The 18,157-nt window shown below is 44.6% G+C and carries 17 protein-coding genes, 1 pseudogene and 1 other annotated feature; of the genes and pseudogenes, 7 read left to right on the top strand and 11 right to left on the bottom strand.

Features of this window, described 5'->3' with window-relative positions:
• The first annotated feature begins 82 nt into the window (after positions 1 to 82).
• The gene (locus ITG10_RS10710) at positions 83 to 811 is read left to right on the top strand and encodes a methyltransferase (protein WP_017630225.1); all 729 of its coding nucleotides are present in this window, start codon (positions 83 to 85) and stop codon (positions 809 to 811) included.
• A gap of 107 nt (positions 812 to 918) precedes the next feature.
• Positions 919 to 2,184, top strand: coding sequence for an ATP-dependent RNA helicase SrmB (gene srmB, locus ITG10_RS10705; RefSeq protein ID WP_017630226.1), 1,266 nt, complete (start codon positions 919 to 921; stop codon positions 2,182 to 2,184).
• 111 nt (positions 2,185 to 2,295) lie between these two features.
• Here srmB and yaaA read toward each other — a convergent pair whose 3' ends face one another.
• Positions 2,296 to 3,072 carry a peroxide stress protein YaaA gene (gene yaaA / locus ITG10_RS10700; RefSeq protein WP_017630227.1) on the bottom strand — a complete coding sequence of 259 codons (777 nt, stop codon included), beginning with the start codon at positions 3,070 to 3,072 and terminating at the stop codon, positions 2,296 to 2,298.
• 207 nt (positions 3,073 to 3,279) lie between these two features.
• On the bottom strand, positions 3,280 to 4,707 hold the full coding sequence (locus ITG10_RS10695; protein ID WP_032545312.1) for a sodium:alanine symporter family protein: 1,428 nt from the start codon (positions 4,705 to 4,707) through the stop codon (positions 3,280 to 3,282).
• A gap of 712 nt (positions 4,708 to 5,419) precedes the next feature.
• On the opposite strand from ITG10_RS10695, the gene ITG10_RS10690 reads away from it, so the two are divergent.
• Entirely contained in the window at positions 5,420 to 5,608 is a 189-nt protein-coding gene (locus ITG10_RS10690; RefSeq protein WP_008224353.1) for a DUF3545 family protein, read from the top strand.
• Positions 5,609 to 5,789: 181 nt separating this feature from the next.
• On the opposite strand, the gene ITG10_RS10685 is transcribed toward ITG10_RS10690, so the two are convergent.
• From ITG10_RS10685 to nfo, 3 genes are all read right to left on the bottom strand, one after another.
• Entirely contained in the window at positions 5,790 to 6,341 is a 552-nt protein-coding gene (locus ITG10_RS10685; protein WP_026084176.1) for a hemerythrin domain-containing protein, read from the bottom strand.
• Between the two features lie 86 nt (positions 6,342 to 6,427).
• On the bottom strand, positions 6,428 to 7,108 hold the full coding sequence (gene ung, locus ITG10_RS10680) for a uracil-DNA glycosylase (RefSeq protein ID WP_017630229.1): 681 nt from the start codon (positions 7,106 to 7,108) through the stop codon (positions 6,428 to 6,430).
• A 394-nt stretch (positions 7,109 to 7,502) separates the two neighbouring features.
• Positions 7,503 to 8,411, bottom strand: coding sequence for a deoxyribonuclease IV (nfo, locus tag ITG10_RS10675; protein ID WP_248386385.1), 909 nt, complete (start codon positions 8,409 to 8,411; stop codon positions 7,503 to 7,505).
• A 326-nt stretch (positions 8,412 to 8,737) separates the two neighbouring features.
• On the opposite strand from nfo, the gene grcA reads away from it, so the two are divergent.
• On the top strand, positions 8,738 to 9,115 hold the full coding sequence (grcA, locus tag ITG10_RS10670; RefSeq protein WP_017630230.1) for an autonomous glycyl radical cofactor GrcA: 378 nt from the start codon (positions 8,738 to 8,740) through the stop codon (positions 9,113 to 9,115).
• 150 nt (positions 9,116 to 9,265) lie between these two features.
• On the opposite strand, the gene ITG10_RS10665 is transcribed toward grcA, so the two are convergent.
• From ITG10_RS10665 to thrA, 4 genes are all read right to left on the bottom strand, one after another.
• Positions 9,266 to 9,925, bottom strand: coding sequence for an NAD(P)H-dependent oxidoreductase (locus ITG10_RS10665; protein ID WP_017630231.1), 660 nt, complete (start codon positions 9,923 to 9,925; stop codon positions 9,266 to 9,268).
• A gap of 179 nt (positions 9,926 to 10,104) precedes the next feature.
• Positions 10,105 to 11,391 (bottom strand): threonine synthase, encoded by a 1,287-nt coding sequence (gene thrC / locus ITG10_RS10660; protein WP_017630232.1) that lies wholly within the window; start codon positions 11,389 to 11,391, stop codon positions 10,105 to 10,107.
• Entirely contained in the window at positions 11,388 to 12,344 is a 957-nt protein-coding gene (thrB, locus tag ITG10_RS10655; protein WP_128644350.1) for a homoserine kinase, read from the bottom strand. The genes thrC and thrB overlap by 4 nt, the downstream gene beginning before the upstream one ends.
• A 17-nt stretch (positions 12,345 to 12,361) precedes the next feature.
• The gene (gene thrA / locus ITG10_RS10650; RefSeq protein ID WP_017630234.1) at positions 12,362 to 14,821 is read right to left on the bottom strand and encodes a bifunctional aspartate kinase/homoserine dehydrogenase I; all 2,460 of its coding nucleotides are present in this window, start codon (positions 14,819 to 14,821) and stop codon (positions 12,362 to 12,364) included.
• A 29-nt stretch (positions 14,822 to 14,850) separates the two neighbouring features.
• Positions 14,851 to 14,968 (bottom strand) — a sequence feature (Thr leader region).
• Between the two features lie 317 nt (positions 14,969 to 15,285).
• Here thrA and ITG10_RS10645 point away from each other — a divergent pair.
• The gene (locus ITG10_RS10645; protein ID WP_017630235.1) at positions 15,286 to 15,762 is read left to right on the top strand and encodes a hypothetical protein; all 477 of its coding nucleotides are present in this window, start codon (positions 15,286 to 15,288) and stop codon (positions 15,760 to 15,762) included.
• Between the two features lie 45 nt (positions 15,763 to 15,807).
• Here the strand turns inward: ITG10_RS10645 and ITG10_RS10640 are convergent, their stop codons facing one another.
• Positions 15,808 to 16,293 carry a putative 4-hydroxy-4-methyl-2-oxoglutarate aldolase gene (locus tag ITG10_RS10640; RefSeq protein ID WP_017630236.1) on the bottom strand — a complete coding sequence of 162 codons (486 nt, stop codon included), beginning with the start codon at positions 16,291 to 16,293 and terminating at the stop codon, positions 15,808 to 15,810.
• A 47-nt stretch (positions 16,294 to 16,340) separates the two neighbouring features.
• On the opposite strand from ITG10_RS10640, the pseudogene ITG10_RS10635 reads away from it, so the two are divergent.
• Together ITG10_RS10635 and arcA are read left to right on the top strand one after the other, a co-directional pair.
• A pseudogene (locus ITG10_RS10635) lies at positions 16,341 to 16,499 on the top strand (ribonuclease activity regulator protein RraA).
• 372 nt (positions 16,500 to 16,871) lie between these two features.
• Positions 16,872 to 17,588 (top strand): two-component system response regulator ArcA, encoded by a 717-nt coding sequence (gene arcA / locus ITG10_RS10630; RefSeq protein WP_004741534.1) that lies wholly within the window; start codon positions 16,872 to 16,874, stop codon positions 17,586 to 17,588.
• Between the two features lie 124 nt (positions 17,589 to 17,712).
• Here arcA and ITG10_RS10625 read toward each other — a convergent pair whose 3' ends face one another.
• A complete protein-coding gene (locus tag ITG10_RS10625; RefSeq protein ID WP_017630237.1) occupies positions 17,713 to 18,156 on the bottom strand; it encodes a hypothetical protein in 444 nt (147 codons plus the stop codon).
• Position 18,157: the final 1 nt, after the last annotated feature.

Below are 18,157 nucleotides of genomic sequence, written 5' to 3'. Positions count from 1 at the left end.
AATCACCAAGCAGAACATTGATTCATACAACTGGTTAACATTAGAGCTAATCACTTAAAATATCTCGATACTCAGAACATTCATGAAAGACAAAACAGTAGAAACCAAAAACTTCAATTTTAAGAAATTCTCTATTTACGGTGGACAGAGCGGTATGCCTGTCAGCACCGATGGCGTGCTACTTGGTGCGTGGGTTAGCCTTGCGCCGAAATCATCGGTACTCGACATAGGAACAGGCACAGGGTTGTTAGCTTTGATGGCTGCACAGCGCTTTGAAGATGCCGCTATCTCAGCGATCGATATTGATCAGCACGCCATTGATGCGGCTACCATCAATATTGAGCTGTCACCTTGGCAAGATCGTGTCTCGCTTCATCACGACAGTGTGCTATCGGCAAACTTTCCACAGAAGTTTGATGCGATCATCTGTAACCCGCCCTACTTCAACTCAGGCGAACAATCACAACAAAGCCAGAGAGCCACAGCCAGACACACAGACAGTTTGGATCACCTTGATCTTGCGAAGCGCTGCTTCGAGATAACAACCGACTCTGCGACGGCCAGTTTCATACTGCCAACGCCAGAGGGAGAAGGCTTCATCAAGCTTGCCGAGCAGTGTGGTTGGTACCTAGCAAAGCGCCTTGACGTGAAAACAACAGACAAGAAACCTGCGAGCCGAGTCCTGTTTGAGTTATCTAAAGATCCTGCTTGTGAGCAAGATTTGCAGCGTGAATCGCTTACAATTCATCATCAAGGTGGTTATAGCGCAGCATTTATTGCACTTACTAAAGATTTTTATCTCAAGATGTAGCAAATACCATGTGATCCTAATCACTAATGCTTCTATAATGTCCGACTACTCTTTTTTATCGTCTGCTTTTTGAGGCAGAAACATTTATTGCTTGTGGAGAAACAACAGTGATCAGAACCTTTGCAGAACTCGATCTAAACCAAGAGCTGCTTAAAGCAATTGACGAAATGGGCTATGAACGTCCAACACAGATACAAGCTGAAGCAATCCCACAAGCGTTAGATGGAAGAGACGTTTTGGCTTCTGCGCCAACAGGTACTGGTAAAACAGCATCATTCGTACTGCCAGCACTGCAGTACCTACAGGATTTCCCACGCAAGAAAGCGGGCCCTGCTCGTATGCTTATCCTGACGCCAACTCGTGAACTGGCAATGCAGATAACTGACCAAGCTCGTGAGCTTGCGAAATACACTGCGCTAAACATCTTCACCATCACAGGTGGTGTGATGTACCAAGAGCACGCAGACATCCTTGGCACAACACAAGACATCGTAGTGGCGACTCCTGGTCGTCTGATGGAATACATCGAAGCTGAGCGCTTTGACTGTCGTGCTATCGAATGGCTGATCCTAGATGAAGCAGACCGCATGCTAGACATGGGCTTTGGTCCTGTTGTTGACCGCCTGTCTGCAGAGTGTCGCTGGCGTAAGCAAACTTTACTTTTCTCAGCCACGCTAGAAGGTAAAGGTGTTGAAGGCTTCACTGAAGATCTACTGAAAAACCCAGCGGAGATCGATGCGAAATCATCACTTCGTGAGCGTAAGAAGATCACTCAGTGGTACCACCGTGCAGACACAGCAGAGCACAAGCTAAACATCCTGAAGCACATCATCACAGAACAAGCTGAGCGCAGCATCGTGTTCTTGAAGACTCGTGATCGCCTAGGTGATCTTCGTGCTCAACTAGAAAGCGCGCAAATCCCATGTGCATGGATCCAAGGTGAAATGCCTCAAGATCGTCGTAACAACGCGATTGCTCGTTTCCGTGACGGTTCAGTAAACGTATTGCTAGCGACTGACGTTGCGGCTCGTGGTATCGACCTTCCAGACGTAAGCCACGTAATCAACTACGACATGCCACGTACTGCTGACGTATACCTACACCGTATCGGCCGTACGGCTCGTGCTGGTAAGAAAGGTAACGCGGTTTCTATCATTGAAGCGCACGATCAACTAATGATTGAGCGTGTGGCTCGTTACACAGATGAACCAATCAAAGAACGCTTCATCGAAGGCATGCGCCCAACGCACAAGAAAGCGGCTGTGACGAAGAAGAAGAAGCCGAAGAAAGAAGATAAGAAAGCGGTAGCGAAACAGAAAATCGCTAAGAAGAAGAAAATCGCTAAGAAAAAGAAAGCGGTTAAAAACAAGTAATCTAACGCTTTCAACGATTCAATAAAAAGCCCCATGCAGTTCGCTGCATGGGGCTTTTTCTATCTGGGTGGCATCGCGCTATAGAGCGTGACGACCATTAATCAATCCTGCTTAGTTTTGCTCTTCGCGCTTGAAGACCAACTCTTTCGCGTTCGACTCTTCTTCAACGAAGTAGTAACCCGCAGTATCGAACTTGGTCAGCGCTTCGACTGAGTCCACTTTGTTTTCGATAATGTAGCGAGCCATCATGCCACGCGCTTTCTTCGCGTAGAAACTGATGACCTTATATTGACCATTCTTACAGTCTTTGAATACCGGTGTAACCACTTGGCCATCCAAGTTCTTCGGCTTCACTGCTTTAAAGTATTCGTTCGACGCTAGGTTGATCAACACATTGTCGCCTTGTGCGTTCAGCGCTTCATTCAACTTGTCTGTGATGATGTTGCCCCAGAACTGGTACAAGTTAGTTCCACGAGCATTCGCTAAGCGTGTGCCCATCTCTAGGCGGTAAGGCTGCATCAAATCTAAAGGCTTAAGTAAACCATACAATCCAGAAAGCATGCGCAGGTGATTTTGTGCGTAGTCGAAGTCTTCGTCCGATAGCGTCTCAGCGTCTAAGCCTGTGTATACATCGCCTTTGAAGGCTAGGATGGCTTGGCGTGCGTTGTCTTGGGTAAAGGTCTCGCTCCACTGCTCAAAGCGCGCTACGTTCAACCCTGCGATCTTATCGCTGACTTTCATCAATGCAGATACATCTGCAGGTGTCAGTTTACGGCACTCTTCAATAAGCTCGGCAGAGTGTTTAACAAAATCAGGCTGACTAAAGCGTTCAGTCGCTAATGGTGATTCGTAATCAAGTGTTTTGGCTGGAGAAACGACAACTAACATAACTTTACCCTAATCGGTTATCTAACTGGATGCTGCTAGAGTATAGAAAAAACATCAACTTGTCTTTATGACTCTTCCTATTACTTTGATAGGGAGAATGAGCTTTAATAGACAGAATGAGATAAATAACAGGCAAAAAAAAGGCTAAGGTCGAAACCTTAGCCTTTCTAATCGTTTTAGGATGAGCGGTTTATCGCTCCAACAAGATTACTTCTTGTTGTTGTCCCAAATACCGTCTTCCAGTTGAGACTTAAGCTCAGGGAAGTCATTCGAATCGAATGTCGGTACTTTACCCGCGTCTAGTTGGCGGTTGTAGTCTTTCGCTAGCTTAATCACGATGCCTGATAGCAGGATAATCGCCACCAAGTTAACAATCGCCATTAGACCCATCGATACGTCAGCCAGAGCCCATACCGTTGGTAGTGTCGCTAGAGAACCGAACATAACCATACCCAGTACAACAATACGGAACAGCACTAGGCCTTTCTTGTTGTTGTGCTCTAGGAAGATAAGGTTCGTTTCAGCGTACGAGTAGTTTGCAATGATTGAAGTGAAAGCGAAGAAGAAAATCGCTACCGCTACAAAGATGCCGCCCCATTCGCCAACTTGTGCTGTTAGTGCACGTTGCGTTAGTTCGATACCCGTTACTTCACCGTGTGGTACATACTCACCAGACATCAGGATGATTGCCACTGTTGCAGAACAGATAACAATAGTGTCCATGAATACACCTAGCATTTGCACATAACCTTGCGATGCTGGGTGCGGTGGGTAAGGCGTAGCAGAAGCTGCTGCGTTTGGCGCAGAACCCATACCCGCTTCGTTCGAGAACAAACCACGTTTGATGCCGTTAATCATCGCTTGTGCGATTGCGTAACCTAGGCCACCCGCTGCTGCTTCTTGCAGACCGAATGCACTCTTGAAGATAAGAGCCAATACTTCAGGCACTTTCTCAATGTTCGCGAACATCACGTACATAGCGATCGCTAGGTAAGCCAATGCCATGATTGGAACGATAATTTCTGCTGTACGTGCAATCTTACGGATACCACCGAAGATAACGAATGCAGAGATAATTACGATACCAACACCAACGTAGCTACGCTCAAGGTCAAATGCTGTGTTCATTGCGCTTGCAATCGCGTTCGCTTGAACCGCGTTGAATACAAGACCGAATGCAATGATTAGGAAGATAGAGAATAGAACCCCCATCCAACGCATGCCTAGGCCTTTCTCCATGTAGTATGCAGGGCCGCCGCGGTAGTTACCGTCGTTATCACGCGTTTTGTATAGCTGTGCCAGTGTGCTTTCAGCAAACGATGTTGCCATACCTAGCATTGCGATTAGCCACATCCAGAAGATAGCACCAGGGCCACCAGCGGTTAGAGCTACAGCAACACCTGCCATGTTACCCGTACCTACACGAGCAGCGAGACTAGTACAAAGAGCTTGGAAAGAAGAGATACCAGCACTGTCTGCTTTACGGCTGTTTCTTAGAACAGAGAACATGTGGCCGAAATGGCGGAATTGAATGAAGCCTAGTCGTACGGTGAAGTAGATACCCACACCAACCAGTAAGTAAACTAAGATAGATCCCCAAAGGAGATCGTTCATCAAATTGATTAAGTCTGTCACGTGAACCTCGTAATTGAGTTTAAGCACCGATCATGCTTCCTAGCCTTCCTCTAGATCACCTATGCCAGTGTCAATAGTTGTGTCGGCATTAGTTTTATATTTATTTGCTGCGATCTAGATTGTAAATGTCGCTTCATGCATCCATTTTACGTATCAGTGTATTTTTTGACGGGCGGATAATGCAGCGAGACGGCTTAAAAATCAATATGCAAACGCACTTATATTAAAATGACATTTCACTAATAACACACCTTTTGTTAACACATTTTTCAACAATACAGCCCAATAAAAGTCACATTATCGGGACATAATATCAACAACAACCATCGCCTCACCGCAACAAGAACACCATCCTATAAAAATGACGTCAGCCTAGGTTTTACAAGGTATAGTGAAGATCTGCGTTTTTTTCTAGAGCAATGAGATTGCTATCTCGTACATAGCAATACGCACTTACATGCATTGTGGCTAAAGTGCTATTCCTTTCGCACAATGAATTAACATTCAATAACCCCTAATTTAATCGTTTACTTCGGTTTGTTTGCTTGTTTTTTATACATAAAAATTCCCTCAATGTGTGAGCATGCATAAAAAAACAGAACAAAAGCTTCATAGATTTGAAACAAATGAGAAACAAATCAAGGTTATGGTGAACCTAAATATGATATTTAATGGTTCGTAAGAACTAGTCCCACGGAAGGAGATATGGCTTATGGATAGCTTTCAATTCGATGAAGTATCAGAACTAGAAATGCCTCGTGCAACTCAAAAAACACGCTCTAAACCACTCAAGCGTAAGTGGCGTGAAATCGAAGCAATCAACGATCGTAGGCAGCTTGAGAAAGAGCTAAGAGAGATGAACCTCGGTCTTGATTTTAGCCTTGACGATATAAAGCTTTAATCAGCACGATAAGAAATCAGATAGCAAAAGGCACCTATAAAGGTGCTTTTTTATTGTCTAGACTCTTTCATCCGTTCAAAGCGCCGCATTAAGACCTAATCATCTAATATAGAGGGAGTCTCAAACTCTCGCCTCTTATATAGAAGGCACTTCGAACTGGGAGACTCACTCTTAATATTATCTAAACGCACTCTTGCTCATTTTGTCGAACGCGAGCTGCGAGCTGGCGATATTGGTCAGCAATCGTGTCCCCAAAAACAGGGTCGTCTTCTGGTTGAAGCCACTGTGACTCGACCTCTTGCCAATCTTTCACCGTGAATGCATCAACAATCATTGGCAACACATGCTTCTCTTCATATTCCATGTGCTTACGCTGAGCTTTCACAAAGCTCTCAAGTTGGTCAATGAACACCTGCTGTGGCACCACAGCATCTTGGAGAATCATATCAACCACACCTAAGAAGTCGGCCGTTTTCTCAGATAGCAACTGATGCTCGAGTTCCAAGTCCTCAATCGCTTGGTCACTGCCATATTGCTTAAGGTAGTAGCGATAAATGACGTCTTCTTTAGGGTGATGTACTTTGTCTGAGTGGTTCATCAAGTAATGAACGACCTCGGCGATCAGGCTATAGTTAATTTCTCGCTCCTGCTTAAGGAACTCTAATTTATTGTTGAGTATCGCGAGTAAACGAGCCATATAGCCATGCTCTCGTCTTATCCTTTCAATCATCATAGTATTGCACTCCATTACACCTACTATTTATAAGTGTATACGAAGATGCTGATTTATGATTTGACCCTGCTCAGAAAACCACCAACCTACACTTCTGTTGGTAAATGCCAATCGATAGGTTGTTGATCCATAGAAGAAAGCAGCTTATTGGTTGTTGAAAAGTGCTGACAGCCAAAGAAACCACGACGGGCAGACAATGGTGAGGGGTGAGGCGCAGTCAACACATGGTGCTTGCCTGTATCAATCGCTTGGCCTTTCTTCTGGGCATGTGCACCCCACAACAAGAAGATGATCGGTTCAGAGCGCTGGTTTAGTTCTGCAATAATGGCATCGGTAAATGTTTCCCAGCCACATTTCGCGTGTGAGTGTGCTTTTGCCTCTTCTACAGTAAGCACGGTGTTCAACATCAACACCCCTTGCGATGCCCAAGCATCAAGATAACCGTGGCTAGGGATCTCAAAGCCCTCTATATCTTGTGCGAGTTCTTTATACATGTTGCGTAGAGAAGGCGGGATTTTTACACCGGGCAGCACAGAGAATGCCAAACCGTGCGCTTGATTGGCGCCGTGGTAAGGATCTTGCCCTAGGATAACCACTCGTACTGATTCGAAAGGTGTCATATCGAAGGCACTGAACACCTGCTCTTGTGGCGGGTAGATGGTTTTCCCACTATTACGTTGCTGTTCGACGAAAGCGAGAACACTCTGGAAGTACTCTTTCTCACGTTCATCATTAATAATGGATTCCCAAGTCTTTGGTGTGCTCATCGTTTTACTTCCCAATCATCAAGGTTTCTAGCTTTCGCCAGACAAAAAAATAGCTGTATCGGCTAACTGTCCTAAATAAGGCCCTATTTATACCTCATACAGCTATCAATAAACATGATGTGTAGGGTTCACTTGTTGATGAATCATAATAATCAGTTCAAGTTGTGTTGATCTCGATTAACCACTTTTCTGCTGTGTGCGATGGTGACCATGGCTATGCACGTGACGGTTTGGGGTTGGTAAACGGCGAGCAGGAGAAACAGTTGAAGTTTGGGCTTTTGAATACATAAAGGCACCTCCTCTAAGACATCGTGAAATACATATTCACTTTAAGACTATGAAAGAAAGGTGCCAATTTTTACAAATAGAAGAAAGTTAATTTTCCCCTCTATTATTACACCTCTTCAGTTGCGACCGTTGCTGAGCGATGAAACATTCTAAGTTGTTGAATTTCCTCTTTCCAAATCGTCGAGTCAATCGTTTCTAATATAAGAGGGATTCCGTTGAAGCGAGAATCTGAAGCAATATACTCAAAACAATCCCAGCCAATTTCGCCTTTTCCTAAAGAATGGTGTCTATCAACTCGGCTCGCGAACTCAGCTTTTGAATCATTGATGTGCATTGCTCTTAGATAGTGCATGCCCACAATGCGGTCGAACTCTGCAAAAGTATGCTCACACGCTTCTTTTGTTCGTAGGTCATAACCCGCAGTAAAGGTATGGCAAGTATCTAAACACACGCCAACACGCGACTTATCTTCTACTTGATCGATGATCTCTGCTAGATGCTCAAACTTCCAGCCCAAGTTAGTACCTTGGCCTGACGTATTCTCGATCACCGCAATCACATCTGGAACCGCTTGATGGGCTAGGTTGATCGACTCAGCTATCTTAGCCAAGCACTCCGTCTCAGAGATCTTCTTAAGGTGACTTCCAGGGTGAAAATTCAAAAGCGTTAAGCCAAGTTGGTTACAGCGTTCCATCTCATCAATGAAAGCTGCGCGTGATTTCTCTAGCTTCTCTTCTTCCGGTGCGCCAAGGTTAATCAAGTAAGAATCATGAGGAAGAATGTGCTCGGCAGCAAAGCCCAACATTTTGCAGTTGGCTTTGAATGCACTAATGGTTTTGGCTTCGAGTGGCTTTGCTGCCCACTGTCTCTGGTTTTTGGTAAACAGTGCGAACGCATTAGCGCCGATCTCACGCGCACGCATGGGTGCCTGATCAACACCACCCGCCGCCGACACATGAGCACCGATAAACTTAATATTTGTTTCAGGTTTTGAGGATGAAATTTTGTTTGTCATTAAATCACTTTACACTTTCAGAATGCATCATAAATAAAGGGTCATATCGGTTGTAGTTCAATTAAAACACAACAAATGTAGTAAAATTACACCAAATGAGACTGTTAAATATTTTTTATACTTTAAAATATTTTGTAATTACTTTGTTTTCAAAGGTTTTATTGATTTACCTCAATATAATCACCTTTGTAAAAATATGGTTTTTGGTTGTTTTTTGACTTAAATCAATGTTAACCTTACAAACATTAGGTATATATTACCCAGCTCAATAAAAATCGAAAGTTAACACCATAATCAAACCACGTTCAGTGGACTAGGAGATAGTTATGATCCAAGGTATTCAAATTACTAAAGCAGCAAACGATGACCTACTAAACTCAATCTGGCTACTAGATAGCGAGAAGAATGAAGCGCGTTGTGTTGTTGCTACTGCAGGTTTCGAAGCTGACCAAGTTATCTCAGCTGCAGACCTAGGCGAGTACGAAAGCCGTGAAGTTGCAATCGAAGCAGCACCACGCATCGAAGGTGGTCAACACCTAAACGTTAACGTTCTTAAGCGTGAAACGCTAGAAGATGCAATTGCTCACCCAGAGAACTACCCTCAGCTTACAATCCGTGTATCGGGTTACGCTGTACGTTTCAACTCTCTAACAACTGAACAGCAACGTGACGTTATCGCACGTACGTTCACTGAGTCTCTATAATCTCAGTAAACTAGAGTGTTAAAGATTTAAAAAGCTTGGTCAGAAATGGCCAAGCTTTTTTCGTTTTAGTGTTACCCATTTTTTATAGCTAACTGTCTCGCAGTTCGGAGCACTCTTGATCAACCCATCACGCTCACCAACTCGGTCTAACTATGGCGCGTTTCGTTGAGAAGGATCTTTGGTAAAGGCTTTCGCTAACGCAGTTGGATCCACATTGTCTCTTTGCAACGCTGCACCTTGCGCCCACCACATCAGTTGATGGAACGTTCGGTTCATGTACTCATCCCATTGTGCCTGTTCTGATTCTTGGACAACACAGCCCTCTTCATCAAACACTTCTTGTGCTTTAGGCAGATGAATCATCGCAGAAACGGGTAAACAACCTAACTCTGATAAGAAAGTTCTCATCGAAACGGATGCTCTTGCACCGCCCCACTGACCTGCTGAATAAGTCACAATCGCGCTCGGCTTATATGAGAATAACGAGCTACCAAAATGGTTGAGAATATTAGCCAGCGCAGGGCTCATTGAGTGATTGTATTCCGGGCTGACCATCACGTAACCATCCGCTTTTGCGATCTTGTCCGCTAACTCCGCAAGATGTGCAGGTACTTTCGAACGATGATAAGAAAACTCAGGCTTAAACACGTCACCAAAATCGTAATTCAGCGGATCGATGATCTCGACGGTATGCTCAGTGTGTTTATCCGCCAGTAACTTTGCACACGCTTTGCTAACTCTCATGCCTAATCGGGCTGGTCTTGGTGGGGTGCTCTCACGTACAGAGCCAAGAAAAATCAAAAAATTCATACTATCCCTTTCTATTTTACTTTGGTCAGTTCACCGCGAGCTTGAGCTAACCTCAAGCTTAAGAAAATACTTCATTAGAGCTTACTGGTTAAAAGCCATCAGGCAATAAAAAAGGTGAATGATTGCTCATTCACCTTTCTCTTAACCATCTAAGTTCTACACATAACGTTTGTGAAAAACTACGCTGGTTGAACTCGACGAAGTACCGCTTTTAGCGCTTCGAAATCGTTATCTAGATCTTCAGACAACAACTCCATCGCAGCGTGTTTTGCTAGCGGGCCAGGTAGTTCAATGTCAGAACCTAGGATGTCATCAACCACTTCTTTGAACTTCGCTGGGTGCGCTGTACATAGGAACAAGCCAGTTTCGTTCTCTTGCAGTTGCTCTTCCAATAGACGGTAAGCAATCGCACCATGTGGTTCACATAGGTAACCTTGTGCTTTTAGGTCGCGTACTGATTCAGCGCTCTGCTCGTCAGATACTTTACCCTTACCTAGGGTATCTAAGCCCCAACCTTTCAGTTGGCAAAGCTCTTCGATACGAGGCCAGTTGTTCGGTTGGCTTACATCCATCGCGTTCGATGTTGTTGCAACGGTCGGTTTTGGATCCCATTGACCTGTTTCTAGGTAACGAGGAACCGTGTCATTTTCGTTGGTTGCAGCAATGAAACGCTTCACTGGTAGGCCAAGCGCTTTCGCTAATAGGCCAGCCGTTAAGTTACCAAAGTTACCACTTGGTACAGAGATAACCAGGTTTTCACGCTGTTCTTTAGTCAGCTGAGAAGCCGCTTCAAAGTAGTAACAGATCTGAGCCATTAAACGGCTGATGTTGATAGAGTTTGCCGAGTTAAGGCCAATCTCTTTACGCAGTTCAGCGTCATCAAATGAGTCTTTAACCAGTGCCTGACACGCATCAAAGTCTCCATCAATTGCTACAGTGTGGATGTTCTTACCCAGTGTACAGAACAGCTTCTCTTGTAGAGGGCTGATCTTGCCTTTCGGGTAAAGGATCACAACGTTGATGTCTTCCATGCCGTAGAAAGCATGCGCAACCGCCGCACCAGTATCACCTGATGTTGCCGTTAAGATAGTGATTTGACCACCATCTGAAACTGCTGCTAAAGATTGAGCCATAAAGCGGCCACCGAAATCTTTAAATGCCAGTGTTGGACCGTGGAAAAGCTCAAGTGCGTAAACACCGTCTTTCACTTGGTTGATTGGTGCAGGGAATTGGAATGCTGCGTCAACCATCTGGTCAATTTGCTCTTTCGACAGTTCATCACCGATAAGCGCCGACAAAATCTTTGAGCTACGAGGGACAAAGTCCTCTGCTAGCAGCGCATCGATATCATCAAACTTAGGTAGTTCTGATGGGAAAAATAGACCTTGATTACGGCCTAAACCTTGACGAACGGCTTGGCCAAAAGAGACTTGTTCATCATTTTCTTTGATGTTGTACAGTTTCATAACTCACTTCCTGTAACGATCGAACCCTGCTTATCTAGGCGACAAACGTGAACGAATCCTTCTTCATTTTGTACGTAATTTTGTTCTAACCAGCGTGCAACACGCTCGGCGACATCTTGTTCTTTGCAAATGCTAAATAGAGTTGGGCCACTACCAGAAATACCAGTAGCCAATGCACCTGCCGACAGCGCGTATTTACGAGCGTCAGCAAACCCTGGAAGCAGTTTCTCACGATATGGTTCAGCGATCACGTCTTTGATCATCTTCGCCGCCAGTTCAGGTTGACCTGAGTGACACGCGTGGATAAAGCCCGCTAAGTGGCGACCATGAGCAATGATATCCTGACGACGGTATTGAGATGGTAGGATCTCTCTCGCTTCTGCCGTTGAAACCTTAATGCCCGGATAAGCCATCACCCAGTACCAGTCGTCAAAACACGGCACTTCTTGGCTTATGATGCCTAGCTCTTCAAGCATTAATTGCACGCCACCAAGGTAACATGGCGCAACGTTATCGTAGTGAATACCGCCTGATATCTTACCTTCCATTTCGCCCATCAGAGCAAGCAGTTCAGTTTCATTCAGTGGATGACCGTGAAAACGGTTTAGCGCATCAAGCGCCGCTACGATTGAACATGCACTTGAACCTAAACCAGAACCAATAGGCATGTTCTTTTCGAGTGTCATTTCTAAAGGCTTTAGCGCAACGCCTTTTTTATCAAGCTCTCTAGAAAACACCACCCAGCAGTCGTAGACGATGTTTTCTTTGGCTTCAGTCGGCAGCTTAGATACAAAGCTGCCTGCTGTTTTAAGTGAGAATGGTTCATCACCTGCTTTAACCATAACTCGGTCACCCAGCAGTGTGCCATCCACTGGAGACACAGCGGCCCCCAGCACATCAAACCCTACACTGACATTACCGATTGATGCAGGAGCATAAACGACAACATCCATATCACTTGAACTCATTCCTAAACTCCTAATTTCCAACCAAGAGTACGCATCACATCAGAGAATACGCCTGCTGCTGTTACTTCAGTACCAGCACCGTAGCCACGAAGTACTAGCGGGATTGGTTGGTAGTAACGGCTGTAGAATGCCAGCGCGTTCTCGCCATCTTTAATCTTGAACATTGGGTCGTCGCCATCAACAGCAGCGATACGAACCTTACATTTACCATCGGCGATCTCACCAACATAACGAAGTACTTTGCCTTCTTCTGCTGCGATAGCTGACTGCTCTTGGAAGTAAGCGTCTGCTTCTGGCAAGCGAGCCATGAACTCTTCAACCGTACCTGAATCATCAAAACCTGGTGGAAGCGCTTGGTCTACTTCAACGTCTTCAAGTTCAAGTGCCATGCCAGCTTCACGAGCAAGAATAAGCAGCTTACGCGCCACATCCATACCTGATAGATCGTCACGAGGATCCGGTTCAGTAAAGCCGTTGTCTTTAGCAATGTTGGTTGCTTGGCTTAACGTCATACCTTCATCAAGCTTACCGAAGATGTAAGACAGTGAACCAGAAAGGATACCGTTGAACTTCTCAAGTTCATCACCTGCAGAGATCAGGTTCTGTAGGTTTTCGATTACTGGCAGGCCTGCACCTACCGTTGTTTCGTACATCAGCTTACGACGTGAGTTACGTGCAACTTCACGAAGCTGATGGTAGTAAGCCATGCTTGCTGTGTTCGCTTTCTTGTTTGGTGTTACCACGTGGAAACCCGCAGCTAGGAAGTCTGCATATTGAGCAGCAATACCTTCACTAGACGTACAGTCAACCAATACCGGGTTGATGATGTGGTTACGTTGAACCAGAGCCGCTAAGCGCGCTAGGCTGAACTCTTCTGTCGCGCTCGACATGCGATCACGCCACTGTTCTAGTGGTAAGCCTTCACTGTCTAGCAATAAGCCTTTGCTGTTTGCTAAACCACATACGCGAATCACGATGCCTTTTTCAGCCAGTTTGCCTTGCTGACGTTGGATCTGGTCAACAAGCTCACCACCAACGCCACCAACACCCACAACGAATACATCAAGGAAGTGCTTAGAGTTAAATAGGTTTTCGTGACACGCTTTGATTGCTTCTGAAATTTTATCTTCAGGGATAACCGCAGAAATAGCACGCTCAGATGAACCTTGAGCAATCGCAACTATGTTCACGTTCACTTCAGCCAAAGAAGAGAAGAACTGAGAAGCAACACCGCGTGAAGTACGCATACCGTCACCCACCAGCGTTACAATCGCTACATCGTCCATGAACTCAACTGGCTCTAATAGGTCATCTTTAAGTTCAAGTTCAAATGCGTCAGACAATACTTGCTTCGCTTTTACTTTATCAGCTGATTCAATGCAGAAGCTGATGCTGTATTCAGAAGAAGATTGAGTAATAAGGACAATAGAAACGCCAGCTGAAGACATCGCGCCGAATACACGGCTCGCCATGCCAACCATACCCTTCATACCTGGGCCTGAGACGTTAACCATTGTTAGGTCACTTAGCGTCGTGATGCCTTTGATTGCTAGGTTATCTTCGCCAGTGTCTTGACCGATCAAAGTACCTGCGCCCTGTGGGTTAAAGCTGTTTTTGATCAGACAAGGAATGTGGAATTGTGCGATAGGAGCAATGGTTTTCGGGTGCAGAACCGAAGCACCAAAGTAAGAAAGCTCCATTGCTTCTTGGTAGCTCAGTGACTTAAGCAGACGTGCATCATCGACTAAGCGTGGGTCACAGTTGTAAACGCCGTCTACATCTGTCCAGATTTCACAGCAATCAGCACGTAGACATGCCGCTAGCACTGCCGCTGAGTAGTCAGAACCATTACGACCAAGTGTAACTAGCTCACCTTTATCATTACCCGCAGTGAAACCCGGCATGATGTTAACGTGACCTTGTGGAAGTGGCGATTGACGGAAGTTCTGAGTAGACACATCCACATCAACCATAGCTTCAAGGTGATCACCTTTAGCGTATAGGTATTGAACTGGGTCAATCAGGCTTGCTGGTTGGCCTTTTGCTTCAAGTACCGCTTTCATTAACTGGATAGAGATTCGCTCACCTTTACTGATGATGCGAGCATTGACGTGGTTCGGGCACATACCAAGTAGGTTGATGCCGTTCACGAACTGCTTTAGCTGAGCAAGAGAGGTATCAACCTGCTCTTGGAACGCAGTACCATCAATCGAAGGTACAACCGCTTTAATCTCTGCAAACAGCGCAGTAAATGAAGATTCGATCTCTGTGATTTGTGCGTCAGCTTCACCATTTTTCAGTGCAGCTTCAATAACAGCGACCAACTTATTGGTTGTTTTTCCTGGAGCCGATAGTACAACGGCTAGCTCTTCTTGCTGGGCATTATTAGCGATGATATCAGCAGCTCGTAAAAAACGATCTGCATCAGCTAATGATGAACCTCCAAACTTTAAAACGCGCATCCCTTTCTCCATAAGTCATAAAAATGGTACAAAAAAAGGCCTGTATCTTGTTGGATACAGGCCTTTTTTTAAAATCCGTTACTTAGCAGCCTGCCCCAACAATGTTAATGTCGGTAATAATAATGGTTGTGGTCATTACTAGGTGGCTTACGTGCTGCATATCAAATTCTCTGCTTGTGCTTTACTCTACGTGTATCAATTTTTACCACTAGACGTCAATGAAAAGTTGCGTTTTTTTTACATTCACACCGTTTTTCAGAGCAAACCGTCATTTAAGGGATAAATCACCCTGTATGCACCTGTAATTCAGATCGTGGATTTATCCTATAAACACTCAAGAGTAATTGATTGCATATATAGTCATAACAAAATGCTATATCGATTGTTCAGCAAGCATACAAGAACTGTGCTTTAATTGAACGATAACGTTCAAAGAACAATAATAATGACATCAGGAGTGGGAAGTGAAGAGATTACTTATTCTTTTAGCCTTTGCTATGCCTGTTGTTTGTTCAGCGAACAGCTTACCCCTGTTAAGCAACCTGCCCCTATTACCCGGACAAATCGATCGCTCTTCTCATAAGTTCTTTATCTCAACTCAAAATGCATCGAGCGAAAGTTTCGATACTTGGAAAGTCGATAGTGGCTACGCCTATAGCTTGTTTGATGATGTTGATCTTTATGTCGGTACACGTATAAACAGTGCGTCTTTGAAAAGTGAAAGTGGATTCTTGAGCGGTGTCAGTTATCAGTTCTCTGAAAGAATCTCTTTCAACAGTTCTCTTCATACCTATAAAGATGAAACTGAAGAGAATGAAAAGTCTGTGGCTGCGGAAGTTTCAAGCCGAGTTCAACTGACGGACAACTTGGACCTACATGCCACCCTTGATTATGAAGAGTGGCAGCAAGGTGTTGAAGTGGGGTTAGGGTTTCGCTTCTAATCCAATAAGCTTGTTACCCATTAACAACTGCGAATCAAATCGTCGTTATGATTCGAGCAGCAGCTCCGACGAAATTAACACGCCATTCCAATCTGCATAAATGTAATCACCAGGCTGAATCAGTTGGTTATGCATTGTCAGTGTCACATTCACTTGGCCTACGTCACGCTTCTCGGTTTTGAATGGTGATGCACCTAGTGCCTGAACACCCAAGTCCATTTGCGACATCATGCCAACATCCCGCACAGCACCATTAACAATCACGCCCTCCCAGCCATTTTCTATTGCAAGAATAGCAAGTTGGTCACCAAGCAGTGCTTTCTGGCACGAGCCATTTCCGTCAACAACCAGTACTTTACCGCTGCCGTCGGTCGCTAAAACCTCGCGAACCTTGGAATTATCGTGATAACAACGAACTGTTACAATTTTTCCCCAGAACGCACCACGTTGACCGAAGTTCTGTAATGGAAGGTTAAGTAGGGTGACTTTGCTTTCAAACTCATCACACAAGTCGGGTGTTATATCGTGCATATATCCTCCGTGAGTAAGGCGCTACCTGTTAAGTCAGGCTTACCTCTATGCTTTTATATGTTATTAAAATTAATCCTTTGTTTTCATTGTTCTATGCTCAATTTAATCATTAATTAAAGTTGATTGAGCATATTTATCTACTAGACTCTAAGGACAGCTTTCCGCTTCCTTGGTTCATAATCAGGTCTTTAGCATGCGAGATGTGAAAACTATCTCGAATAACCATTCTGGTTTTGATGCTAAATAATCACCATAACACTGGTTAAGTTGTAGCCATACTATTAAAGTTTGTTGCGATACGGCAATTGATGTAAATCAACAAAGTGAATGGAATTAACATTCTCGCGTTGTTAGCATGCTGTTAACATTATAGAATCCGTTGCAATCACTAAAAGAATGATTGAAAGGCGTACTGGATCTACGTTATTGGGCAATACTTCAAGGAAGGCAGATAGCTGGAAGTAAGTGTTTTTTTGAAAACTTTAAGTTATCATCAAAAATACATTACCTGTATGTTATGTTTTTGCCTAGAATTTATTCTATTAGCACAGTTTCGTCACAAATTTAGGTACCGCCAAATGCAAACCCCGCAGATTCTTATCGTTGAAGATGAGCAAGTAACTCGTAACACTCTAAAGAGTATTTTTGAAGCAGAGGGATATGCTGTTTTTGAGGCTAGCGACGGTGAAGAGATGCACCAAGTGCTATCTGACAACCAAGTTAACCTTGTAATTATGGACATCAACCTTCCAGGTAAGAATGGCCTACTACTTGCGCGTGAACTACGTGAGCAAGCAAATGTAGCGCTTATGTTCTTAACTGGTCGTGATAATGAAGTTGATAAGATCCTTGGCCTAGAGATCGGCGCTGATGACTACATCACTAAGCCTTTCAACCCTCGTGAACTGACTATCCGTGCACGCAACCTTCTTAACCGTTCAATGAGCACAAGCTCTGTTCAAGAAGAAAAGCGTAGCGTTGAGAAGTACGAGTTCAACGGTTGGGTACTAGATATCAACAGCCGCTCTCTGGTTAGCCCAGATGGCGAAGGCTACAAGCTACCTCGTTCAGAGTTCCGTGCTCTACTTCACTTCTGTGAGAACCCAGGTAAGATCCAAACACGTGCTGACCTTCTTAAGAAGATGACTGGCCGTGAGCTTAAGCCACACGATCGTACTGTAGACGTAACAATCCGTCGTATTCGTAAGCACTTTGAATCTGTTTCTGGTACGCCAGAAATCATTGCAACGATTCACGGTGAAGGCTACCGCTTTTGTGGTGACCTAGAAGACTAATTCGATTCGCGTTTCTAGTCGTTTAGCACTTAGTGTTTTAACAGTAGAGGCGCAATCAATAGTTATTAAAAAGGGAGAATGCCTACGCATTCTCCCTTTTTTGTTGTTCATTGTTCGCTAAGGTTTAGTAAACCGTATCAACCTTAACGTCTTTCTCCACCAGCCACTTCACGGTTTCACCATCTTTCAGTTCAACCGCAACATCTACAGGCTTGTCACTGTCGATCTCTAGCTGCCACACAAAAGCGACTTCCCACTGAGTTTCACTGTGCGTTCTTAAATCAAGATCGTCAGCCGTCACTAACAAGGTATCTGCACCTTGCTTTACCGTAACACTTTCAACCGCTAGCGTTGCTGGCAGCTCTGAGTCTGATTCTAGGTAGATAGCACCATGCAGTGTCTTATCTTGAGTCTCTCCGATCGTTGGCATCTTGTTGTGCCAAAGATTGCTTTTCATTGTTACTGTCGTTGCAGATACTTCAACTTGGTTACCTTGCTGCCATTCTACTTGCGGTGCAGAACAACCTGCTAATGCCACTACGCATGCGGCGAATGCTAATTTTTTCATT

It is taken from the genome of Vibrio sp. ED004, from assembly GCF_023206395.1.
Lineage (GTDB): Bacteria > Pseudomonadota > Gammaproteobacteria > Enterobacterales > Vibrionaceae > Vibrio.
This window is presented reverse-complemented; position numbering and strand designations above follow the sequence as displayed.